Origin of the sequence: Candidatus Aegiribacteria sp. (assembly GCA_021108005.1) — a bacterium.
Lineage (GTDB): Bacteria > Fermentibacterota > Fermentibacteria > Fermentibacterales > JCC-6 > Aegiribacteria.
This window is the reverse complement of sequence record JAIORS010000225.1, coordinates 1-21249: the sequence shown is the minus strand read 5'-3', so window position 1 is coordinate 21249 and position 21249 is coordinate 1. Positions and strand designations below refer to the sequence as shown.

Annotated in this window: 20 protein-coding genes; 1 reads left to right on the top strand and 19 read right to left on the bottom strand. The window is 49.7% G+C overall.

Going from position 1 to position 21249, the window contains the following annotated elements; all coding sequences use genetic code 11:
* Window positions 1-56: 56 nt before the first annotated feature.
* The 18 genes from K8S15_14505 to gcvT form a co-directional block, all read right to left on the bottom strand.
* On the bottom strand, window positions 57-2303 hold the full coding sequence (locus K8S15_14505) for a hypothetical protein (protein MCD4777246.1): 2247 nt from the start codon (window positions 2301-2303) through the stop codon (window positions 57-59).
* Window positions 2304-2417: 114 nt separating this feature from the next.
* On the bottom strand, window positions 2418-3083 hold the full coding sequence (locus K8S15_14500; GenBank protein ID MCD4777245.1) for an energy transducer TonB: 666 nt from the start codon (window positions 3081-3083) through the stop codon (window positions 2418-2420).
* Window positions 3084-3094: 11 nt separating this feature from the next.
* Window positions 3095-3559, bottom strand: coding sequence for a biopolymer transporter ExbD (locus K8S15_14495; GenBank protein ID MCD4777244.1), 465 nt, complete (start codon window positions 3557-3559; stop codon window positions 3095-3097).
* Window positions 3559-4308, bottom strand: a complete 750-nt coding sequence (locus K8S15_14490; protein ID MCD4777243.1) for a biopolymer transporter ExbD — start codon at window positions 4306-4308, stop codon at window positions 3559-3561. Before K8S15_14490 ends, K8S15_14495 begins: the two co-directional genes overlap by 1 nt.
* Window positions 4309-4317: 9 nt before the next feature.
* Complete coding sequence (locus tag K8S15_14485; protein ID MCD4777242.1) at window positions 4318-4935, bottom strand: MotA/TolQ/ExbB proton channel family protein; 618 nt, start codon at window positions 4933-4935, stop codon at window positions 4318-4320.
* A gap of 282 nt (window positions 4936-5217) precedes the next feature.
* Window positions 5218-7995, bottom strand: a complete 2778-nt coding sequence (locus K8S15_14480; protein ID MCD4777241.1) for a TonB-dependent receptor — start codon at window positions 7993-7995, stop codon at window positions 5218-5220.
* Window positions 7996-8238: 243 nt separating this feature from the next.
* Window positions 8239-8892: a hypothetical protein gene (locus K8S15_14475; protein ID MCD4777240.1), complete on the bottom strand. Its 654-nt coding sequence runs from the start codon at window positions 8890-8892 to the stop codon at window positions 8239-8241.
* Complete coding sequence (locus K8S15_14470) at window positions 8889-9728, bottom strand: hypothetical protein (GenBank protein MCD4777239.1); 840 nt, start codon at window positions 9726-9728, stop codon at window positions 8889-8891. Before K8S15_14470 ends, K8S15_14475 begins: the two co-directional genes overlap by 4 nt.
* Entirely contained in the window at window positions 9728-10351 is a 624-nt protein-coding gene (locus K8S15_14465) for a hypothetical protein (protein ID MCD4777238.1), read from the bottom strand. The genes K8S15_14470 and K8S15_14465 overlap by 1 nt, the downstream gene beginning before the upstream one ends.
* 9 nt (window positions 10352-10360) lie before the next feature.
* Entirely contained in the window at window positions 10361-11566 is a 1206-nt protein-coding gene (locus K8S15_14460; protein MCD4777237.1) for a hypothetical protein, read from the bottom strand.
* Window positions 11567-11694: 128 nt separating this feature from the next.
* A complete protein-coding gene (locus K8S15_14455; GenBank protein ID MCD4777236.1) occupies window positions 11695-12816 on the bottom strand; it encodes a hypothetical protein in 1122 nt (373 codons plus the stop codon).
* Window positions 12816-14660, bottom strand: a complete 1845-nt coding sequence (locus K8S15_14450; protein MCD4777235.1) for a glutamate mutase L — start codon at window positions 14658-14660, stop codon at window positions 12816-12818. Before K8S15_14450 ends, K8S15_14455 begins: the two co-directional genes overlap by 1 nt.
* Before the next feature lie 48 nt (window positions 14661-14708).
* The gene (locus K8S15_14445) at window positions 14709-15038 is read right to left on the bottom strand and encodes a hypothetical protein (GenBank protein ID MCD4777234.1); all 330 of its coding nucleotides are present in this window, start codon (window positions 15036-15038) and stop codon (window positions 14709-14711) included.
* A gap of 46 nt (window positions 15039-15084) precedes the next feature.
* Window positions 15085-15390: a hypothetical protein gene (locus K8S15_14440; GenBank protein MCD4777233.1), complete on the bottom strand. Its 306-nt coding sequence runs from the start codon at window positions 15388-15390 to the stop codon at window positions 15085-15087.
* Window positions 15391-15509: 119 nt separating this feature from the next.
* On the bottom strand, window positions 15510-16970 hold the full coding sequence (gene gcvPB, locus K8S15_14435) for an aminomethyl-transferring glycine dehydrogenase subunit GcvPB (protein ID MCD4777232.1): 1461 nt from the start codon (window positions 16968-16970) through the stop codon (window positions 15510-15512).
* Window positions 16967-18319, bottom strand: coding sequence for an aminomethyl-transferring glycine dehydrogenase subunit GcvPA (gcvPA, locus tag K8S15_14430; GenBank protein ID MCD4777231.1), 1353 nt, complete (start codon window positions 18317-18319; stop codon window positions 16967-16969). Before gcvPA ends, gcvPB begins: the two co-directional genes overlap by 4 nt.
* Window positions 18320-18322: 3 nt before the next feature.
* Window positions 18323-18706, bottom strand: a complete 384-nt coding sequence (gcvH, locus tag K8S15_14425) for a glycine cleavage system protein GcvH (GenBank protein ID MCD4777230.1) — start codon at window positions 18704-18706, stop codon at window positions 18323-18325.
* A 15-nt stretch (window positions 18707-18721) separates the two neighbouring features.
* Window positions 18722-19819: a glycine cleavage system aminomethyltransferase GcvT gene (gcvT, locus tag K8S15_14420; GenBank protein ID MCD4777229.1), complete on the bottom strand. Its 1098-nt coding sequence runs from the start codon at window positions 19817-19819 to the stop codon at window positions 18722-18724.
* A gap of 126 nt (window positions 19820-19945) precedes the next feature.
* Between gcvT and K8S15_14415 the strand changes: the two genes are divergently transcribed.
* Window positions 19946-20491 carry a hypothetical protein gene (locus K8S15_14415; protein ID MCD4777228.1) on the top strand — a complete coding sequence of 182 codons (546 nt, stop codon included), beginning with the start codon at window positions 19946-19948 and terminating at the stop codon, window positions 20489-20491.
* A gap of 12 nt (window positions 20492-20503) precedes the next feature.
* Here the strand turns inward: K8S15_14415 and K8S15_14410 are convergent.
* Window positions 20504-21249 (bottom strand): hypothetical protein (locus tag K8S15_14410; GenBank protein MCD4777227.1); only part of this gene is annotated, 746 nt, incomplete at its 5' end.

Genomic DNA, 21249 nt, shown 5'->3' with positions numbered 1-21249 from the left:
GAACGGCGACCGCTGCTGTCAGGACTATTCCTGTATACTTCATGGTCACTCCTCTCCTACTTAATTATGGCAAACTTGCCGATAACGTAATCATCCTCAGTCTCAACACGATAAATGTAGAGACCGGATGTTACTTCCTGATCATTTCTGCTGACTAGATCCCAGAACTCCGTGCCTTCATTTCCGCTCCAGCTACGATGTTCGAGGGTAATCACATGATCTCCGGCAAGTGTGTAAATGTGAATATTGCACATGGCGGGCAGATTGATGAAAGCGATTTTGTCGAGGTATGTCTGCTCCCATGGAGCCGAACCCCTGTAGGGGTTAGGTACTACTGTTACGTTTTCAATCCAGTTGGCATCGGTCCCCATAACCGGTGTTACGGCAATTGGAGTTCCCTCAAGAGTCTGCTTGTAGTTGGACTTGGTGCTTTCAACATCAGTCCCGGAATCGTAGGAGCATACAACGTAGTAGTAGGGATAACCGTTTGTAACAGTTGAATCAGTAAAGGATAATACACCAGGATTCACAGAAGCAATCAGATTCCAGCCTGCAGGCTCGAATGTTGATCTGTATACGTTATATCCGCCCAGTGCACTGAAAGATTCCGCGTTGGAACCCCACTCAAGCTTCACCCGTCCGTCCCCTGCTGAGTAGAAGAGAATCGGTGTAGGAGGAAGTTCGGGCACTCCCCATCCGCCATCGCGGTAGAATGCGTCAAGCATATCATCCGCTGACTGGCGCAATCCGTCAAGGCCGCGGTCCACCAGCCATCCGCCTGTAACGAGAAGACTGTCTCCGTCTTCAAGGTTAACAGGTCCTGCTGTAATCAGGAACCTGTAGTCAAATACAGGATAATCCAGATCAATCGGGTTGTTGTAGACGACGGGGAAAGGTCCGGGATTTTCTGGCACGAATGCATAGGGCGCGAACTCGTTACCAACCCAGTCCGACAAATACAAGGGTGCGCTGCGACGCCCGTTCATATCAGGGTTCTTGCCCCACATGTAATTGTAAATTTCCTGATCACTTCCCGGGTCGCTCTCCCAGTTCCACCAGGAATGTGAAAGAGGAATCGGGTAATCGTAAACATCTATAGGCCGTTCGATTGTTCCGTTGGCTTTCACGATGTAGAAATCAAGCAGCCTCCATCCGATGAACCCATTGGTAGGGGGGGTAACGGAAGGATCGCCACTGTCATCAGTACTGGATGCAGGGCTATCGCTGTCCCACATGTAGCTCATGTTCCTGGGTACAACGTGGTAGATAGTGTCACCAACGGTGTGTTCCCAATTTTTCAGTGGCATTCCGTCCGAGAAGGGGACTAGCCCCGCTGTATTGAGTGGAAGCCAGATTGTGTCTAGGGGTGACGCTGCAAGCGTCTTGAACAGGATCGTGAAGTGATCGCTGACGCCGTTTCCGTCAACATCGTTGTCAGGAATACCATCAGAACCAATGTAGTTGAAGTAGTAGTAGATATTATCCGGATCGTCAGGATCCAGAGGATTATCAGGGTTCTGCTGGTAAGTATAATTGTCCTGCTCGCTTGCCTTTGTACCACCGTCGAACTCGTACTCAAATGATGCATCGGCATCGTTGCACCAGATGGCATGTCCATCGTAATAAACGAGATCATCAAGATGGATTTCGTTCACGGCTGCGGTTGCTACATCGCAGTCGCCTCTTATACCCATGCAGAATGCACCCAGCGGTACTCCGGGATTCCCGTGCTCGCTGAAGTGCTGAATCACGAAATCCGTTGCTATGAAGTTGTTGTAACCGGGGGTACCCCAATCGTAGTTCTCCTCATAACAGAACATCCCGTATGCGTCAGGGTTACGGGAAGGCTCCCAGTCATCATAACCGTAACGCGTTTCTTCGAGAGCTACCGGTCCTGGGTTAAGTTTTTCAGCAGGATATCCTTCGCTGGGTCGCAATTCGTAGCTCTGCGCACTTTGCGCACAACTGGCCCATGCCGCGACAGAGTCACCATGAACGGAGACAGGTCCATAACAGCATGTCCAAAAATCACCCGCCCAGAGATAGCCGCTGCCCTCTCCACCGGGCCATTCCATTGAGGGGTAATTCGCATCGAAATCACCAAACAAACCTAAATTGAAAAAGGCACTCCAAACATTGCCGAGGTTCATCAGGAGAACAGTAACTGGAGGCCGGGCATCTGTTCCGGCATCTCCTGGTTCTACTGTTTCCTGCACGCTCCTCGCAAGGCCGGTACCTGACAGTGCAAACACTGCAAGTACCGTGAGTACCAGGAACCCGCGAGTGTAACTGGAGTTCCTCATACTCTTCTTCACCTCCAATTCTTATTTCGCGGCTGCGGGGAGTTCCCTCCTGGTTCGCCTCGCAAATGCCACGATCTAATTGTAGTTATACTTCGTTTTTCCACTATTTAACATCTAATCTGTCAGAGTAAAATTAACTGTAAACGTTGTCCAGACACTTACCGGAATACCGTTATTCTGGGCGGGTGTCCATCTTGTGCTCCATGCGGCCGATTGGGCTGCTTCATCCAGCGAATTAACACCGCTGGAATTGTAAAGCCTTACATCGGAAACGCTGCCGTCGGCGGCAACGTACACCCAGAGGGTGACTGTTCCTTCTACACCTGCCTGAGCCGCCATCTCCGGATAATCCGGACGGGGCTGGTAAGTGCAAACCGGTAAAACCTCGGCAGGCATGAACCTGGGAGGTCCCATTTCTTCCGATTGGCTGGCATTGAGCTCTTCCCCCTGGTCAACCGTTTCAACCGTTTCAAGACCGGTAGTATCGGCGTCCAGGGACAACGTTATATCCTGATTAATTTCCTCAACCATGTCCTGTGTATCCTGTTCGATATCTTCCTGTTCCTGCTCGACTTCCTCCTCCTGTTCTTCCACAGCATCATCGAAAGCTATATCCGTTTCAACTGCTTCCATCTCGGAATCGGATGTGCGAGTGGATAGCCTTCCCATCTCGCCAGCCGGAACAAGCTCGAAAAAGACTATCAGAATGGCAAGTCCTATCGCTACTCCCATTTCGAAGTTCAGGGAGGAATGCCTGTAGTCCGTTCTGTTCTCAGTCATTGTCCCCCCCTTCAGTTGTACAGTCCGAGTTCTTCAGCATTGAATTGAATGCTGTAGAGCTCCTCGAACCGCATGGAGTTAAAAAGACCAACCATATCTCCCATAGGAACCCTGGTATCTACGTTGAGCACAACAACATCAAGTTTCTTATTCTGCTCACGCCAGAACTTGTTGCTCAAGCGATTTAACTGTTCAGGTACCTGATCAACAGGCATATCGTAATCGCCTATTCTCGCTACAAGTTCACTATCATCGTTCCCCGGTTCCACCTGCTTTATCCAGACGGTCACAGTGAGGAACTGCTTTCCCAGTTCACTCATTACCTGTGGATGCGCCTGTGGAAAGCGGACTCTGAGCCCTCCGTCTTCTTTAAAGAGGGTGGTAGCCATGAAGAATACAAGAAGAAGAAACACAATATCAGCCATCGTTCCTGTGAAGATATTGCTTCCTACATTCATTCTGCTCTTGAACTTCATTACGCGCCACCTCCCATCCGCTCCTGAATTGTGATACCTGTCCTGCTCACGCCATTCATGCGGAGCACATCAAGGGCATGAACCATGCCCTCGTAATCACAATCAGGGAAGAACTTGAGGATTACAACCAGCTCGCTCTCTCTAACCGCGGATGCAATCTCTCCCTGTCTCGCGTCTGAGAGTACCAGGGTATCTCCAAAGGCTACCTCGCCGAAAATGGAGGTATCCTCTACCGGAGTATTGGCTCCAAGATACGTCCTTATAATACCGGGACGTATCAGTGGCACCAGATTCTCTGCGGCAATGGCAATTTCCAGGGAACTGAAAGTTCCGGATGGAAGACCTTTTGCTACTTCCAGGTTGTTCATAAGCCTGAGCTCGACTGCCTCTATGGCCTCTGCCCTGTCAGCAGCCAGAGTTCTTATACCATTCTGCAGAGTTGTGTCCTGGAGGCTTACGTCTTCTCCAGCCCTTGCTCTGCGCAGCGGCCCATCGGGAGGTGCCTGATCTATCAGTACCACATACTCGTGGGCCCCCCACTGCTTGATGGTCATGACAAGCCTGTTAGTCTCATCAATCACAACTTCTTCGGTTTGCTCGTCAGGCTTTTTCGGTAGTTTGTAGGATATGCCTTTCTGAACTTCGAAGGTCGTTGTGACCAGGAAGAAAATCAACAGCAGGAACGCAATGTCGGACATTGAGGCGTCGGGGATATCCCCGCTTGCTCTCGGTTTGTTACGTATCCGCATCCATGCTCCTTAAAGCTGCTTCAGGTGCTCCATTTCAGCCAGTGTATCCACAAGGAATATGCTGGCCTCTTCCATATCAATCACGAACTTGCCGATCCGGGATATGAAGTAGTTGTGTGCCATCTGAATCGGGATTGCTATTACAAGACCTGTCGCGGTAGTAATCAGAGCTTCCTGTATACCACCCGCAACAAGACTGGCTTCAACATTCTTGGCGGCGGCAATCTCACCGAAGGCTCTGATCATACCGGAAACGGTTCCGAGGAAACCCAGCATGGGGGCGATACTCGATACCGAGGCCAGTACGACAATACCCTTCTCAAGATATGCCATTTCAATTCCGCCTGAGCTTTCAACTGCCTTTTCAACGGCTTCAAGCCCTTTATCATGACGCAGAAGGCCTGAGTGCATTATCGCAGCCACCGGGCCTCTCGTGCGTTCGCACAGTTCTTCGGCTCCCTTAACATTTCCCTTGCGGATGAATCCGCCTATCTTTTCGAGGAAGGGGCCAACCTGTACTTTTACTTTACTGTAGGAAATGAACCTTTCGACCGTTACGGCAATACCGATAAGCAAAGCGAGTAGTAGAGGGTACATAAAAGGTCCGCCTGCTAAGAACAGATCCATCGGATCCATGCTGGCGCTCTGTGCCCGTTCAACTTCCTCACCCTCAGGAGTATCACCTACTGTTTCTTCAACAGCGGTCTCCTCTACCGGTTCAGCCTGTTCACCTTCAATCTCCGCTGCAATAGCTTCATCTGCGGTTTCAGCGGGAATGGATTCCTCGGGCTGTGCCCACAAAGTGGCCGCCAGCACGAGAAACAGTAGCAGAAATTTACGCATTTATTATCACTCCTTCTTTTCGTTCAGCATTAGCTGTACAGCCATTACTGAGCGGAAGAATTCAACCTACCATTCAAATCCCAGACCAAACCTTATCATGCGAGGTCTGCTGAATACGTACGGATTGTCATACCGACCTGTAGGGTCATGATCAGGCTCGCCGTCTCCATCCTGGTCAGCGTCGTACCATCCTTCATCGGCAATCGTATTGATATTCTGCCTGTCGAACAGATTGCTGACCTGACAGTAGGCGTTAAGTGTTACCGAACCAATCCAGAAGCTCTTGTTGACCTTGAGAGTGGTAGTCATGGTACATGGGTATCTTTTGCCGTTTATCTCCGGCTGAGCTGTTCCCTGGTTTTCTTCACCGTAAGGGAATCCGCTTCCGTAACTCCAGGAGAGATTAGCGCCTAATCCTTCAAGGAAGGGTGTGTCGCCAATTCTTGGTCCTTCGCCCTGTGGGATACGGTAATCGAACCACGCGTTGATAGTATGCCTCTGGTCCCAGTCAAGAGGAGATTCCTTCTTGGGTATTATCCAGTTGGCCCAGACGTAGGTGTAGTTCTGAGTCGCGCCGGAACTCTTACCCATTGCGATGGAGTATGTGTAGTTGAGGCTTCCCGACCAGAAGTTGTTTGGACGTCTGGTAATACACAATTCGGCCCCTCTGATGTTTCCATAATCGGTGTTTATGTAAAGGTTGTAAGAGTCGACCGCGGTATAGTAGTTTTTCTGCATGTCGAGCTGGCCGGTTATGTCTTTGTAGTAACCGGTGAGGTCGATCATGGTGATATCATCGAACTGGTGCTTCACACCCATTTCGTAGGAAATGGTCTCCTCCGCAGCCAGGTCAGGGTTTCCTACAATGGGGAATGAACCTGAAAGGTCATAATCCGCTCCGCTGAACATTCTATGGAACTGCGGTGTCTGGAAGTAGTGACCGTACGTGAAGTGAAGCACATCGCGTTCGGTTATCGGATGTGAGAATCCCACACGGGGACTAAGGTGGTACTTAACCGGAACGCTTATAGGATTCCTGATATGGTCCGGATCTCCCGGCTCCGTTCCAAAATTGATCGGATCGGTGACATCAGCTGGAAATTCGTCGAAGTTCGAATCGAAATAATCGAAGCGAAGTCCGGCGTTAACTATCATTCCCCTGTATTCCATCTTATCCTGTATGTAAGCTGCTCCGGAATTCGGGAACACATGATACCTTCCGGCGTAGATGTTTCCACCCGATGCCGTATCGATGTAGTAGTTAAACACATCGTAGTAACTGGCTTCGATGCCTGCCTTTAACTGATGATCCTGGTTCAGCTGGCTTGTCAGATCAGTTCTGAAGGTAGAAGTAGTACTTCTTCTTTCTCCCCAGGAACTGCGATTTCTACCGCTCCTGTAGAATCCGCGTGAATCAACCATTCTTGAGGGAGTTACGGCCTGCCAGTCATCCCACGTGAAATTCTCTCCGTAGAATTCAGTATCGGTACCAGGGGCACCGGTCGTGTCATCGGGATTGTTGTAAATTTTATAATCTCTTGCAGCCTCGAACTGACTGAACTTGATTTCCATGAACGTGGCATCGCTGAGAGTCTGAGTTAAACCCGCTCCGATGCTGTAATTCGTTCTGAAATAGGTCGGCAGTCCCCAGAGAATATTCTCGCCGTGGGCGAGTGTGTCACCGTAGTTGATAGAGGATGTATCGGTATCGACGAACGGCTGTTCGTACCTGTGCCAGAGCCAGTCACTGTCGAAACTGCCGGTTCTATCCAGAAGGTAACCGGTGAGATTGATCTTCGTTTTGGGGTTCGGCTTGTAGGTAAGTTTGAGGTTTCCTGTGTAGGAGTCTACCCAATCGTTAAAATTGTAGCCGTACCTTCCGTCTTTACCGCCACCGGTCTGAAGCCATTCACCGGAGAAGAACAATCGCATGTCTCCGGGAACATCCAGTCCTATTGCGGGTAGAAGGTAACTGGTAAAGGGTTCGGGACCACCCAGTGTACCTTCAACGTTCATCCTTGCCTCTGCGAAGGGAGATATGTTGCTCCATCTCCATACATCGGGCTCATCTGCGCTTGTGCCGCCCCATGTCCAGTCACTGGCAAGTCCGAGTTCTTCCCAGTTGTTGCCGTTCCAGCTGAGTGAACCGGTGTAATCGTTCCCGCCCTCGCGGGTTACAATGTTCACAACACCGGATTGTGCGTTACCGTATTCGGCGCCGAATCCACCCCTGATAACGGCGGTTTCAGCTACTCCCGCGAGGGGAACGCTGCTGGTGAAGGTGTTAAAAGTAGGATCCATCTGGGCGACACCGTCCACAAGGTAAGTAACCTGTCCGGCACGACCGCCCCTCATGTGAAGACCGCCACGATCTGTGGATCCGGCCTGTCGGTTTACAATATCTGCAATACCGGCTACAGGCATCGTACTAATTTCCTCGCGGCCTATCACTTGAAATGACTCTGTGGCATCCATCATTATCATTCCTCTTGAATCCGTTACCGTTATTGTCGTGCTTCCAACAGTAGCGGGATCAAGGGAAAAATTCATAGGAGAGGTCTGGTCGACTACGACCGCCACCCCTTCTGCTGTCTTATTGCTCATACCAACCATGCTGGCAGCGACACTGTACGTGCCGGGCTGAAGGTTGATTATGAAATACTCTCCGTTAGCATCCGTCATCGCGCCGTAGGAAGTTCCTACGACCATAACGGTGGCACCTATTAACGGGTTACCGCTATTGTCGGTTACCCTTCCGGCAATTTTACCTGTGGTACCTGCCGTTACTGACAGAGCCACGAACAGCACAAGTGCAATAGACAAAAACATTGCTTTTCTACGCACCGCTGTAGCTCCTTTCTTCTGTCCGCAACTTATGATGCGGATAAAAATTCAATTCCAACTATGAAAAAGCTGTTTAGATACACCTCCCCCTAACTTCTTCATGAGCTGCGTAAACTATTACTGTTCTTACATCTGTTTCAATCCGGAACCGTTTAAAAAATACACCTCCTAAGGTGAATTGCATACCATCTAATTAGAGCATAAGACCGGCTTGAAGCCTCGTCAAGCCGGTCTTTGCGCAATTCAACCGCCTATTCCCAGCAACTGCGGAATTGTCGGAAGCCAGTCTTCCATCAAAAACTGGCACCGTCCGATAAGAAGACTCAAACGTGCCATTATCGTGTAACCAAAACTCGCTCCGAACGCGATCATTAATATCGTAATTCCTACGTTCGCGGTTTTTCCCACCACTCCGGTATGAGCCTTGGAGAAAAAGAAGTAGACAAGACCACTGACAACACCAACGACCAGTACCAGGCTGCTGAAAATGTCCCACGCGGAGCCGGTAGCTACAGAAATTATGGTTCCCTTTACCTGGGCCATCGCGTTTGTCTGGAAGAAACTGACCATATTAAGCCCTGCTCCTGCGCCTATGATCATTCCAAGTGCAAGACGGGAAAGACCGGCTGTTTTCGGCACCATCCGAGCAAGCATGAACAGCGCGAATATTCCCGGAATTATCCATATCCAGTTGAATCCGCCTTCCGGGGGTACCATGTTCTGCCACCAGTTGGGAATCAGGACGTTCTCAATATTGTAGATGACCCAGTAACCCGCGCTCATCCCGACAAAGAGATGTTCAACGAATTTGTAGAAAGGGTTGTCACGGTAAAGGAAGCTGTAGAGACAAAACGTTACCAGGGCTCCAAGCCAGATACCAAGTATTTCCCAGTTCATCTCGCGCCTCCTTTCTTCTTCTCTGTAAAGTAAGCGACATTACCTATTATGATGAACAGCATTATCACAAGGTGAGCTACGGACTGCGGAGCCATCCCCCTGACAGCCTGGCCGCCTTCAATGCCAACGAGAGTTTCGTAGTCCGCCGCTCCCTTGAGTCCGCCAAGCATCCCCACCATCTGTCCGGTCTGCAAATATGTATAGAGTGTTGGAGCGCTTACCGCTGTGCACCCTCCACCGATGGGAACACCGAACCTGTCACCGCCCATCATGACCCAGGCGATGATGCCGGGGTCACCGGCAGACAATGAAATAATGAGTGAAAAACTCTCCAGATCGGTAATGTTCCTGAGCATGGGAATCTCCGACCAGGGGACGTTATCCTTGTCAGTGGGAAAAACAGCGCTCATGCTGGAACCCAGACGGACTATCATTACACCGCCTCCGGATTTGTAACCCAGGTTGCACCAGTCTTCGTACTGCACTTTTCCCAGGCTGTCCGCCATGTGTGACATGGCATCCTGTCCCAGACTTGCTCCCTGTGGCCATAGAGCCATGCCGACAACATTCGCGTTCTTCTTAAAAAGATGCGCTACCACAGCCTCGGCCATCGGCTGGAGCTCCGGCATTGTAGAAGGATCGTAATCGAAGCTTACAAGCACATTCGAACCCTCCGGCAGAGCGTCAACGTATTCGAACAGGTCTCTGCTTGGTTCCGCTCCTACCGGGTTGGGAAAAATGAGATTAAGCGAAATAGGAATGATTACAGACAATGCGATAAGGATGAAAATTATTCTTCTGTCCGTATTTCCGAGTTTTTCAATTATGCCAGCCATCAGTCAGCACCTCCAAGATAACTCCGCTCGATTCCGAAGATTATACGGAGCGAAGTGGCCACGACACCCATGGCGGCACCTATCATCACTGCCCTCTGACCTGCAGTATTTGGAATGCTCATGAGCCAGACCTTGGCAAGAGGTATCTTGTCCCAGATCATCGCTCCTATGGGAACCTGACCAAGCATGACCAGGAAAGCCGATGTAAGCAGAAGGGTTGCCCTCCAGTTGGATGCCCTGAATGCCCTGAACGCGGCTGAAGCTACGAAGAACGCGAGAAGGCTGAACATTGTGGCTCCCATTGGCGCTACCATGTTCAGGAAAAGGAAGTCGAAGGGTTTGCCCTCTACTACCCCGTAGATCAGCCCCAACACGAACATCACAAGGAAACCGATTATGGTTACGGGGCTGTATTTCCAGTTCTTCAGTTTCAGTCTTATCTTTCTGAAATGGACATGCATCAGGTTCGCAGCTCCCAGGAAAATAGCTCCGGAAGCAACTATCATGAACCACTCCTGGAGATTATCCCCCAGAAGCCTGAAAGGCTGGTGAGGTACGAAGTAATTCAGGATCATTATCATGCCGGCGGTAAACGTTATCACCAGTGGTATTATCAGTCTCATTCCAGCCTCCTAATTCACGGTTACGAGTTTGCGGAGGAACTCCGCAAAACTCTTCAGTGGAGACCAATAATTCCCGACAGTAGCGGCAATAACACCGATGACTATCAGTATCACGAAAAACAGCTTGGCCGCGTCCTGTCCCTTTAAACTTCCAAGAAGCTTGGGCTCCCGGGACAGGTAAGCGCTGGCAGCGAACAGCTCCTCACCGATAAGCGTGTAGTCGCATGCGGCTACGAAAAACGGGATCTGGCTTGGCATTGCCGTTCCGGCCAACTGTATGGCACCCACGCTTCTTCCTGTTTCTGCCAGAATCAGGCTTTCCGCGTAGAAAGTTCCAAGAAGGAATATTGCCGCGGGCTTTTCCCGGACCATTATACCGTCAACTCCAGCCGCGTATCCGAACTGATCATCGGTAAGGTACTGTATGTTTTCCCTGTTGTACGCATCGGGTCTTCCAGCCTGGAGGTATCCCTCTTTAACCACTTCCTGGGCAACGCTCATGACAACGCTCCGGCTTGTGGGAACAAGAAGAGTGGAACCGTACTCGGCGGTTTTCCTCGCAACTCTGCCAAGTATCACTATACTGGCTATGGTCTGAATGTCATCCATGTCCGCGATGCCGGGTATGTAAAGAACAGGTTTCCCCATTTCGGTTGCCCGTCCAACCGCATCATCAACAGCTGTAAGCCCGGCTATCTCGCGAATGTAGAGTTGCTTGCCCCGCTTGCTGCTTTCAATGTAATAAACGATGACCACACCCATCAGGATCAGAATTATCATCATGCCGATGCGGCCATGGTAAAGCCACTGGGCCGAAGAAACTGCTTCAGCTCTGTCAGAGCACGCTTCCACATTGTCTCCGAGATAGGAAACTATCCAGTAGCTGTATTCAGTGCCATTTTCAGCGGAATCATCATCGTACATGACAAATCCTTCAGGTAACGTATTGATAAGTTCTTCTACCCCGGATGGGTCGCTTCTCATCACCCCCAGAGAATCCGGCGTTATACCATCGGTTTCCATGCGCCAGGTCAGGCTTACCGACCCGCCCGCATCTTCCGGTGTATCCGAAGCTTCAAGATCTATCGCCTTGCACACATTGAATTCCTCTGCCGCCTCAGTCACGACGCTTTCGGGCGAGTCCGCGTTATCGGCCAGGGCTGCTCCCGCCGCGAACAGCAGCAGGAAAACCATAACGGCCGAAATGCTCTTCATACTTCCTCCTTACCTGTAAGTAGGAGCCTGTCCGACAATGAAACATTGGCAGACACACTCCTAAGAAAGTGCCCCGGCAGGTCCCAGGGCACATCCTTTACTCATAGATCGATTGCTTTATACAATATTTATTCCTCTATAAGCTCCACATTGGCTCGTGGAACAGTGGCGATTTCACCGTTTTCGAACTTCACATCGAGAACTCTGACCTTTGCTTCTGAATCAAGCACCTGCAATTCTGCGGGAAGGGCTTCGACCGTTCCGAGTTTGCCGAAGTACGGTGCTCGGATGCAGCGAATCGGTGAACCGATATCCATTGCGCCAGCCTGTTTCTCCGAATCCTTCTCAATCTCAGCCTTCTCAAGAGGTATTACGACTTCCGGACGCATAACACCGGCCCTTATTTGTGTGGCGCCGTTCACACTTGCAAGCATTCCCTCGCGCGTACGAAGAAGATTGAATGTACCATGAGCCATTGTCATTCTTCCGAACCCCTCGGTGAGAATAAGCGTTATCCCCTTCTTCTCATGGCCGGTAATAGCCACTCCAAGGTCGTAGCCGAGAAACTCCTTCAGATCCTTATCATCAAAGCCACCTACTATGACGGCTTTTACACCGGTTTTGATAGCCTTGTTCAGAGTTTTGTAGGATACGAATGAACCGCCAAGCAGTACTTTCCCCCTGCACGATTCATCGATAAGTTCTTCTGCAAGTTCTTCGTCAGGCCCGTCGGTTATAACCTTGAGCTCTCCCCTGGTTTCACCGCCGATTCCGAAAATACCCTGAACATAGGTTGCGTTAGATTCAACAATTACACCTTCGTTCTCAAGTATTTCGGTAACGGTGCCCTTGAGATAGGCGTCTATCTCCACCGGAATAGGAGGTTCACGGAGAACGGCCTGGCCGGTTATCTTGTTGTAACTTTCAAAAACACCGTGAATAGGTGATCTTACTGTATTCTTGAAAAGGCCGAAGAAACCCTTTGTCTCTCCGAGAGGCTGGTTTTCATCGATTTCTTCGCCTTCTTTCACGAACAGCAGCTCGGGAATATCCCCCGGCGGCAGACCCATAACGTTTGCTATATTAAGCATCTTCACATTACCTGGAAGCTCGGTTTTTGCGACAATGGTCTCGGCAATAACCGGGTCGCCTGCTTCAACAAGTGTTTTTCCGGCAAGAGGAAGTCTTCTTTCTTTGAACACAACCGTATTTGCCGCTACCCTTAGCCCTGGTGTGTATGCAAATGCCATTATTCGCCTCCCTCCAGGTTGATGAATCCCTCAGGATAGATATCCAGCGCTTTTGACCATTCCTGCAGTTTCTCTATCCGCCTGGAATCATCTTCCGGAAGAATAAAGGGTCTTCTTCCCCTTCCGTCAAAGACAATGCCTACAACACCGCCTTCAAGATCTCCCTGCCATTCGATACCCGGACCGTTTCCGACATCAAGATTCTTCGCGGGTTTGATGAGTGCGGTAACCTTTTCCCCTACACCCATGGGCTCCACATGCATTTTACCTTTTTCTATGTTGATACTCATGGTAGAACCATCCTGTTTTGTGATACTGACTTCCGCCAGAACATCAACCTTTTTGTTCTCTCCGGCAGGTGCTACGCATGTACCCAGACGAATGAGGCAGTCCTTATCGAACACCTCCGTCGCCGCTTCGGGAAGAACTTCCGAAAGCACACCAAGCTGAGGCATCATGAAGATGGAATCCACCGCAAGCATCGTAACACCTTCCGGGAGGAAGGCATCGATGACCATCAGAGCGGCCTGGCTTCTCCTGGGTGCGTGAGACAGAACCCCCCCCGACCCTATGAGAAGGCTAAGAGTCATCATATTAACAAGGGTGGCGCCTGTCTGTGTCTGATCAAAAGCATCGCCTATGGTTCTCTCCTGGGCAACTCCCTTGAGACCTGTGGCCAGATCCTTATGCTGAACGAGGGCAAGCCTGAGAGCTTCCCTGGCTATTGCCTGCTCAACAATAAGTTCCTTGAGTAACTGAGGAATCGTTGTGGGGCGTATCATCTTGTTTCTTATTCTGTTCCTGAGGTCGGCCTCATCCATATGGAATGGAACCCACCGCATAACGTTGTCAAATCCGGCACTGGCCAGAACGTTGGATACACTGTAACTCATTCCAAGGTTTGCGGATACGGTTCTGTTAAATACGGTTTCCTCACCACTTTTAAAGACACTGAACACATCTGTGGTGGCTCCGCCTATATCCACACCCATCACCTCGATATCTTCGTTCTTCGCGACGATCTCTATAAGTTTTCCAACAGCTCCGGGCGTGGGCATGATGGGAACCTGTTTCCAACTGCCATCTACATAGTGACCCGCCCAGCTCATGAGCCTGGGATAACCGGGAGCCTGAGCCATTACGTGTTCCATGAAAAGCTCATGAATAATATCCCTGGCCGGGGTCAGGTTCTCTCTCTCAAGCACAGGTCTGAGATTATCTACTATCTTCAGCTCAACCTGTTCTCCCAATTCGTCGCTTACAGCACCCCTGGCGTCTTTATTACCGGCAAAGATAACCGGAAGCTTGTACCCTACGCCGAACCTCGGCTTAGGATCTGCGGCCTTCACGATTTCCGCAAGCTCGACGACATGATCAATGGTTCCGCCGTCTATTCCGCCGGAAAGAAGTATCATGTCCGGCCTGAGCCTTCTTATGTCAGCTACTTTCTCGTGTGGAAGACGTCCATCGTTGGAAGCTACAATATCCATGACGATGGCACCGGCACCGAGTGCTGCCCTCTGAGCGCTTTCACCTGTCATGGATTTAACCACTCCCGCAACGGTCATCTGTAGACCGCCTCCGGCAGAGGAAGTTGACATGTAAATGTCCACTCCATCGGCACTGTCCGGAGAGACCTGAACACCATCTTCACCTTCTTTGAGAAACTTGCGTCCCTCCAGATCTTCGATTTCCCCTACGGCATTAAGTACCCCTTTTGTCACATCCTCGGCGGGAGCCTCGACTGTTGTCGGCGCTTCTCCCCTTCGAATGAGACGGTATTCGCCATCCTTCTTCTCAATAAGAATGGCCTTCGTGGTGGTACTGCCACAGTCAGTCGCCATTATTCTGGTTATTTCTTTACCGGCCACCGCCTTTTACCTCCTTGTTTTTCAGTAATCGCTTTTCCGTCTGAACCTGCTCCAGAAGGATTTCTTATTCTTCTTCTCCTCCTGTCGAGTTTCCTTCAGCTCCCTGCGGCGCCGGACTTCAAGAGCGTTCTCCTCTTCTATTGCAATTGTAAGCTTTTCTACGTTTTCCCTGTCTTCTATCATACGTACGAATTTGTAGTAATTACCAGTCCGTACAACAAGAGATACAACCGGATTTGCGAATATCAGTAGCTGATTCCCCAGAAACGAAAGGGGTTTAACGGATTCCAGAAATATTATCGCTGGAACGGTCAGCTGTCGCTGGACGATTTCCTTCGCAATTTTTTCCATGAACTCAGAGAAGTCCTCTTCATTATCATTATAAATTAGATCCTGACTACTCTGCGGTATGTGCTCTGATGTATTCAAGTACTTCCTCTCTGTTTCCTGAAAACTGTACCGACAACCCCCTGAATTTCGCCAGCCTTGTAGGCTGGGGAAAGGGACTGAGCAGAACGCCGTACTTATCAGGCACGATGCTCTTTACCTGACTCCATTTTTTCCTCTCTGTACCGAAGAGTGACTTCTTTCTTATTTCTTCGCTGTCCATACTGAATTTAATAGGAAGGAAATACGTCCATCCCGAAAGAAACAGGACAGCAACTCCTAAAATTCCCCACCAGGGATTATTATCCATGGCCAATGTGGCCAGAACTCCTGACAGCAGAATGATAGAAACGTACGCTGCTGTCGCTCCGGGACGCTCTTTCGCCGGATGGGAAACCCATTCCAGTGTACGATCCGAAGTCTCGGTTTTTCCCTCTATTGATTATCTCCTTTTTCATCAGGTTCCACAAGGCACAGTTCTTTGACAGCCTTAACCTCATCAAGCCTCAGTACAGGCGTATTGATTGGAGCATCCGTTACAAGGTACGGTTTTTCGGTGGCCTCACCCGCGATGGAGATCATGGCTTCAGCGAAGGCATCGAGGTCTTCAAGACTCTCCGTCTCGGTGGGCTCTATCATCATCGCTTCATGTACGATCTGCGGGAAGTAGATCGTTGGCGCATGGAAACCGTAATCCAGAAGCCTCTTGGCAATATCAAGTGTTTTAACTCCCTGTTCAGCCTGTCTGTCTCCCGATAGAACGAATTCGTGCATGCACGGGCCGTTGTCGAAGGGATTATCGAAATACTCTCCAAGTTTTGCCTTCAGGTAGTTGGCATTTATAAGAGCGTTCTCGCTGACTTCACGAAGCCCTTCAGCGCCAAGAGTTCTTATGTAGGCGTAAGCCTTGTAAAGAACCCCTGTGTTGCCGTGGAAAGCCATCAGTTTCCCGAGGGAATCCTGCCTCTTCATAAGAGAGTAATTTCCCTTTTCGTCAAGTATGACAACGGGATCCGGAAGAAATCTTGCGAGTTCTCTGGTGCATGGTACAGGACCTGATCCGGGCCCTCCGCCTCCGTGAGGTGTGGCAAATGTTTTATGAAGGTTCAGGTGGCATACATCAAAACCCATTTCGCCCGGTTTCGCTATTCCGAGCATGGCGTTCATATTCGCGCCGTCCATGTAGTTCAATCCTCCGGCTTCATGGACTATTGAGGTCAATTCCTCGATATGGGATTCAAAGAGACCAAGTGTATTCGGGTTTGTAAGCATGAAGGCTGCCGTGTTGGGGCCGACTTTCCGTCTTAGGTCCTCAGGATCCACCAGGCCGTATTCGTTGGATTCAACGCCCACCACAACACAATCGGCAAGCGTGGATGTCGCGGGGTTGGTTCCATGGGCGGAGTCCGGCATCAGAACTTCGTTCCGGTACGCCTCTCCCCTGCTCTCATGGTAACTCTTAATGAGCATGATACCACAGAATTCTCCCTGCGCTCCGGCTGCGGGTTGCAGTGACACGCCTTCGAAACCCGTTATTTCGCAGAAGAACTCCCCGAGTCTGTACATCAGTTCCAGGGAACCCGCGGCAAGTTCATCGGGACACATCGGGTGAATTCCCGAGAGGCCCTTTATTCTTGCCAGGTCTTCGTACTGTTTAGGATTGTATTTCATTGTGCAGGAACCCAGGGGATACATGCCTTTGTCAACATGATGGTTCATGGTACTTAGATTAACATAATGCCTTAGAATCTGTCCTTCGGTTGCTTCGGGTAAACCAACATGTCCATCTCCCTCGCGGGAAAGCTCGTTCGGAATACTCGATTCAGCGGGAACATCAAGTTCGGGCAGTGATGCTCCAATTCTGCCGGGACTGCTCATCTGGAAGATGGTTTTCATGCTGAACCTCCACTGCAGATCTCCGTTGCTATCTTTACGTACCTGTCGATTTCATGCCTGGTTCGTTTCTCTGTAACTGTGATAAGCATCGCGCCCTCCCCGAGCTCGACGATAGGCATCCCGGCCAAAATGCCCTGTTCGATCATCCTGTCGCTGAGTCCTATTGAAGATACGGGGAAAGAGATAATAAATTCCCTGAAGAATGGTGTTTTCTCGAAGACCCGCGAAGTACCGGGGATTTCAAGGAGCTTCTTTTCCAGGTAATGACTTTTGTGATAGCACTGGCTGGAAACTTCCCGGAATCCCTTCTCTCCCATCAGTGAAAGGTAGACCACATTCGCGAGAGCCATGAGTGCCTGATTAGAACAGATGTTGCTTGTAGCCTTATCTCTTCTGATGTGTTGCTCACGGGTTTGGAGGGTAAGGACATAACCGATCTGTCCCGCCCGGTCTTCGGTTCTGCCTATGATTCTTCCGGGCATTTTTCTTGCCAGTTTCGTTCGCGAAGCCATAAAACCGGCATAGGGGCCTCCGTATGACATGGCAATTCCCATGCTCTGCCCCTCTCCAACTACTATATCGGCTCCCGCGTCTCCGGGTGACCGGAGTAGCGGCAGTGCTACAGGATCCGCGGCGACTATTAAAAGACCTTTATGCTCATGAACCAACTCCGCAAAGGGCTGCAGGTCTTCAATCAGCCCAAAATAATTCGGGTACGGTATAAGAATAGCCGCGGTGCCACCTTCGATAAGCTTACGTGCAATGGCAATATCGAGAGTTCCGTCCTCAAGGAAAGGAATTTCGTTTATCTCGAAATCATTCCTTTTCAGATATGTCCTTATGACATCAAGCCATCGAGGATTAAGCGAACCCGCGACTAGAATTCTCTGCTTTCTTGTAATTCGCATTGCCATGAGACAGGCCTCGGCGGCAGCGGATGCTCCATCGTACATGCAGGCGTTAGCCATTTCCATTCCAGTAAGCCTTGCTATCATGGTCTGGTATTCGAATATCGCCTGGAGGGTGCCCTGGCTTACTTCGGCCTGATAGGGCGTGTAGGCAGTATAGAATTCACTTCTGAGAAGGATATGGTCTATGGCAGCTGGAATGAAATGGTCGTAAGCTCCCGCGCCCATGAAACATACCAATTCGGCTCCAATATTCCTCTTGGCCAGTTCCTCAAATTCTCTGGTCAGTTCAAGCTCGGACAGTGGTTCTGGAAGGTGCAATTTTTCTGTCAGCCTGAATTTTCCTGGCACCGGTTCAAGCAATTCCTCGAATGTTTCCACGCCGATCTCGCGGAGCATTTTTTCCCTGTGCTCTCTCCGGTTCGGTATGAATCTGCTCATCGATTACTCACCGATGAATTCGGTGTACTCTTCAGCGCTTTTAAGGCCGTTATATCCCGATGGATCATCGGTTTTAATTACAACAAGCCAGCCCCGTCCGAAAGGATCTTCGTTGATAAGGGCGGGTTCATCTTCAAGATCTTCGTTGATCCTTACAATTTTGCAGTCGAAGGGAGCGTAGAAATCCTCAGCGGTCTTTACCGCTTCAAGAGAACCCAGAATGTCTCCGGAACTGAAATCCTGTACACCGGGGCATTCAACCATTACAACCTCACCCATCTGTTCCTGGGCGTAGAAAGTAAGGCCCATCATATATTCGCCGTTTCCAAGATCCTTAACCCATTCATGTGTTTCAGTATAACGGAGTTTTTCGGGGATTTTAGACATTTCTTCCTCCTTGCATTACTTTCTGCTGCCGTTTTTGTAGAAAGGCAGTTTGACAGTTTTTACCGGAATTCTTTTTCCTCTTACCTCAGCCTCAAGCTCGGTTCCCTTCTTATGGAATCCCTTTTCAACAAACGCCAGACATACTCCGTGTCCCAGAGCCGGCGCCAGTGAACCGCTTGTGACTATTCCAACTTTTCTGTTGCCTTCATAGAGTTCGGCACCGTGCCTGGGGAATCCTTTTCCAAGAACCTCAAGCCCTACGATATACCTGGCAGGCTTTTCCTGTTTCTGCCGTGCCATCACTTCGCGGCCTATGAACTCCTTATCGGTTTTCAGTTTCACAACCCATCCAAGTTTGGCTTCAATAGGAGTGGTTGTATGGTCCATATCGTTTCCATAAAGCAGGTATCCCACTTCAAGCCTTAAAGTATCTCTGGCGCCCAGTCCGATGGGCTTTATTCCGAACTCTTCTCCGGCTTCCATTACCGCGTCCCACACTTCTTCCGCGTCTTCAAACCTGGTGTATATCTCGAACCCGTCCTCACCGGTGTATCCGGTTCTCGCTATCAAAGCCTGCTTCCCGGCAAAAAGACCAACCGTGTGTGCGTAATACTCTATATCCTGAAGTTTTTCATCGGTTAGCTTTTGCGCAACCTTTTCGGCGTCGGGACCCTGTATCGCAATAAGAGCTGTTTCATCGCTCTCGTTTGTCAGATCGATACTGTAGCCGTCAGTATGATTGTTCACCCATGCCCAGTCCTTCTCGATGTTGGACGCGTTGACGATCATCAGATATTCATCTTCTGACATTTTGTACACGATAAGGTCATCAACAATACCGCCATCAGGGTAGCACATTGTTGAATAATAGGCCTTTCCCGGCTCTACTGCGGAATCGTTGGTCAGAAGGTAATCCAGAAACCTGGAAGCGTCTTTACCCTTCACTCTGAATTCGCCCATATGTGAAAGGTCAAAAATACCTACACCATTTCGAACAGCATTATGTTCTTCCTTTACCGTGGTATACTTGATAGGCATGATATAACCGGCGAAGGGTTCCATCTTGCCACCAAGGTTTACATGTTTGTCGTACAGGGCTGTTTTTTTATCCATACTGTTTCTCCTACATTAACTTGTACCTTTGAAAATATCGCGAAATATACGAGTTCGAATTTACCTAAACGAAAGACAAAATGCAATGCTGACCGAACAGGCAATTCCAGCGGAAAAGGTCTTTTGATGAATGTTAATATTTCATCCCGGCTGATCAGAAAACTCCGCAGGGAAGCGGGCAACTCGAACGAATCGGATTTTCTTGAAGTGCTTCTTGCTGAAGCTGTGGCAAGAAGATGGTTCCTGCAGAAAGAGATCCCCTGCTGGAGAACACCACAGCGGCCTTCAGATGATGGCAGGTACAGCCTTCTTTTCTCTAGCGGAAGAAGAGCAATTGTGACACCAGTTGGCAGAAGACGAATCTCATTCGATATCATGGCAAAAGCGAAGTGTGATTATCTGCTGACAGTTGAAATGGAAAATGATTCTTCCGGATATATACAGGGTTTTTTCAACCTGTTCGATATCCGCAAACCCGGAAACATCGAATGGAGGCCTGATCTGGGAGTTCTGCAAACCAGATCGATGGATGACTTCCCCGAACTCAATGAAAAGCCCGACCATTTCCGCCTCAATTACATACTGAACAGCCTCAGACTCCTGATAATGAACGACAAAAAAGTACCACCTCCGCTTAAACCCCGCCCCCCTTCCGGGAGGCGGGGTTCTTAACGACTCTACTAATTAATTTCTCCTCACAACAAAACTCCCGGTGCTTACATCGGAACCGATGCTGCACTGAAGAAGGTATACCCCGTTGGGAACAGCTGTTCCATTACCGGTATAACCGTCCCAGTGAAGTACACTTCCCGATTCAGCATGACCGCTCCAGATCATGCGGCCGGAAACATCGTAGATCTTAACCGAAGCTTCTTCGGAGTATTCAACAACTGGAATGGCGAACATCCAGCCTTCGTCTTCAGCACTGCGGGTGATCTCAACAGCTGAAACTCCTGAATCAATTCCCCTGCTTCCGTAAACACTGACCTCTGAAAGACCCGAAGCTCCGCATACTCTTACGTAACGGACATCATCGGTACCGCTGTGTGATTCTGCGACGAACGTATAGAACTCCCTGTCAGAACCGGCCACTTCTATCAACAGAGAAGGTTCAACTGCAAGAGCAGTCTCAACATTCAGAATGAATTCATTTGTAAGCAAACCTATTCCGGGAGAAGTATCTGATATTCTCTCAGAAATAACTGACGTTACGGTACATTCCTCTCCGAGATCGATGACAACAGCGTCAGCTCCGGAAGATGGCGTGTAACGTACTTCAATAGAACCATCGGTCAGACATTCAGGATTGCCCTCCGAAAGAACTGCATCAAATATTACGGTTGGAACCGTTTCAGCTGATCTTTCACTTACTACTGATGTTCTTTCAGTATCGGAAGATTCGTCCATCTCGATAACCTGTGCTCTGTCCG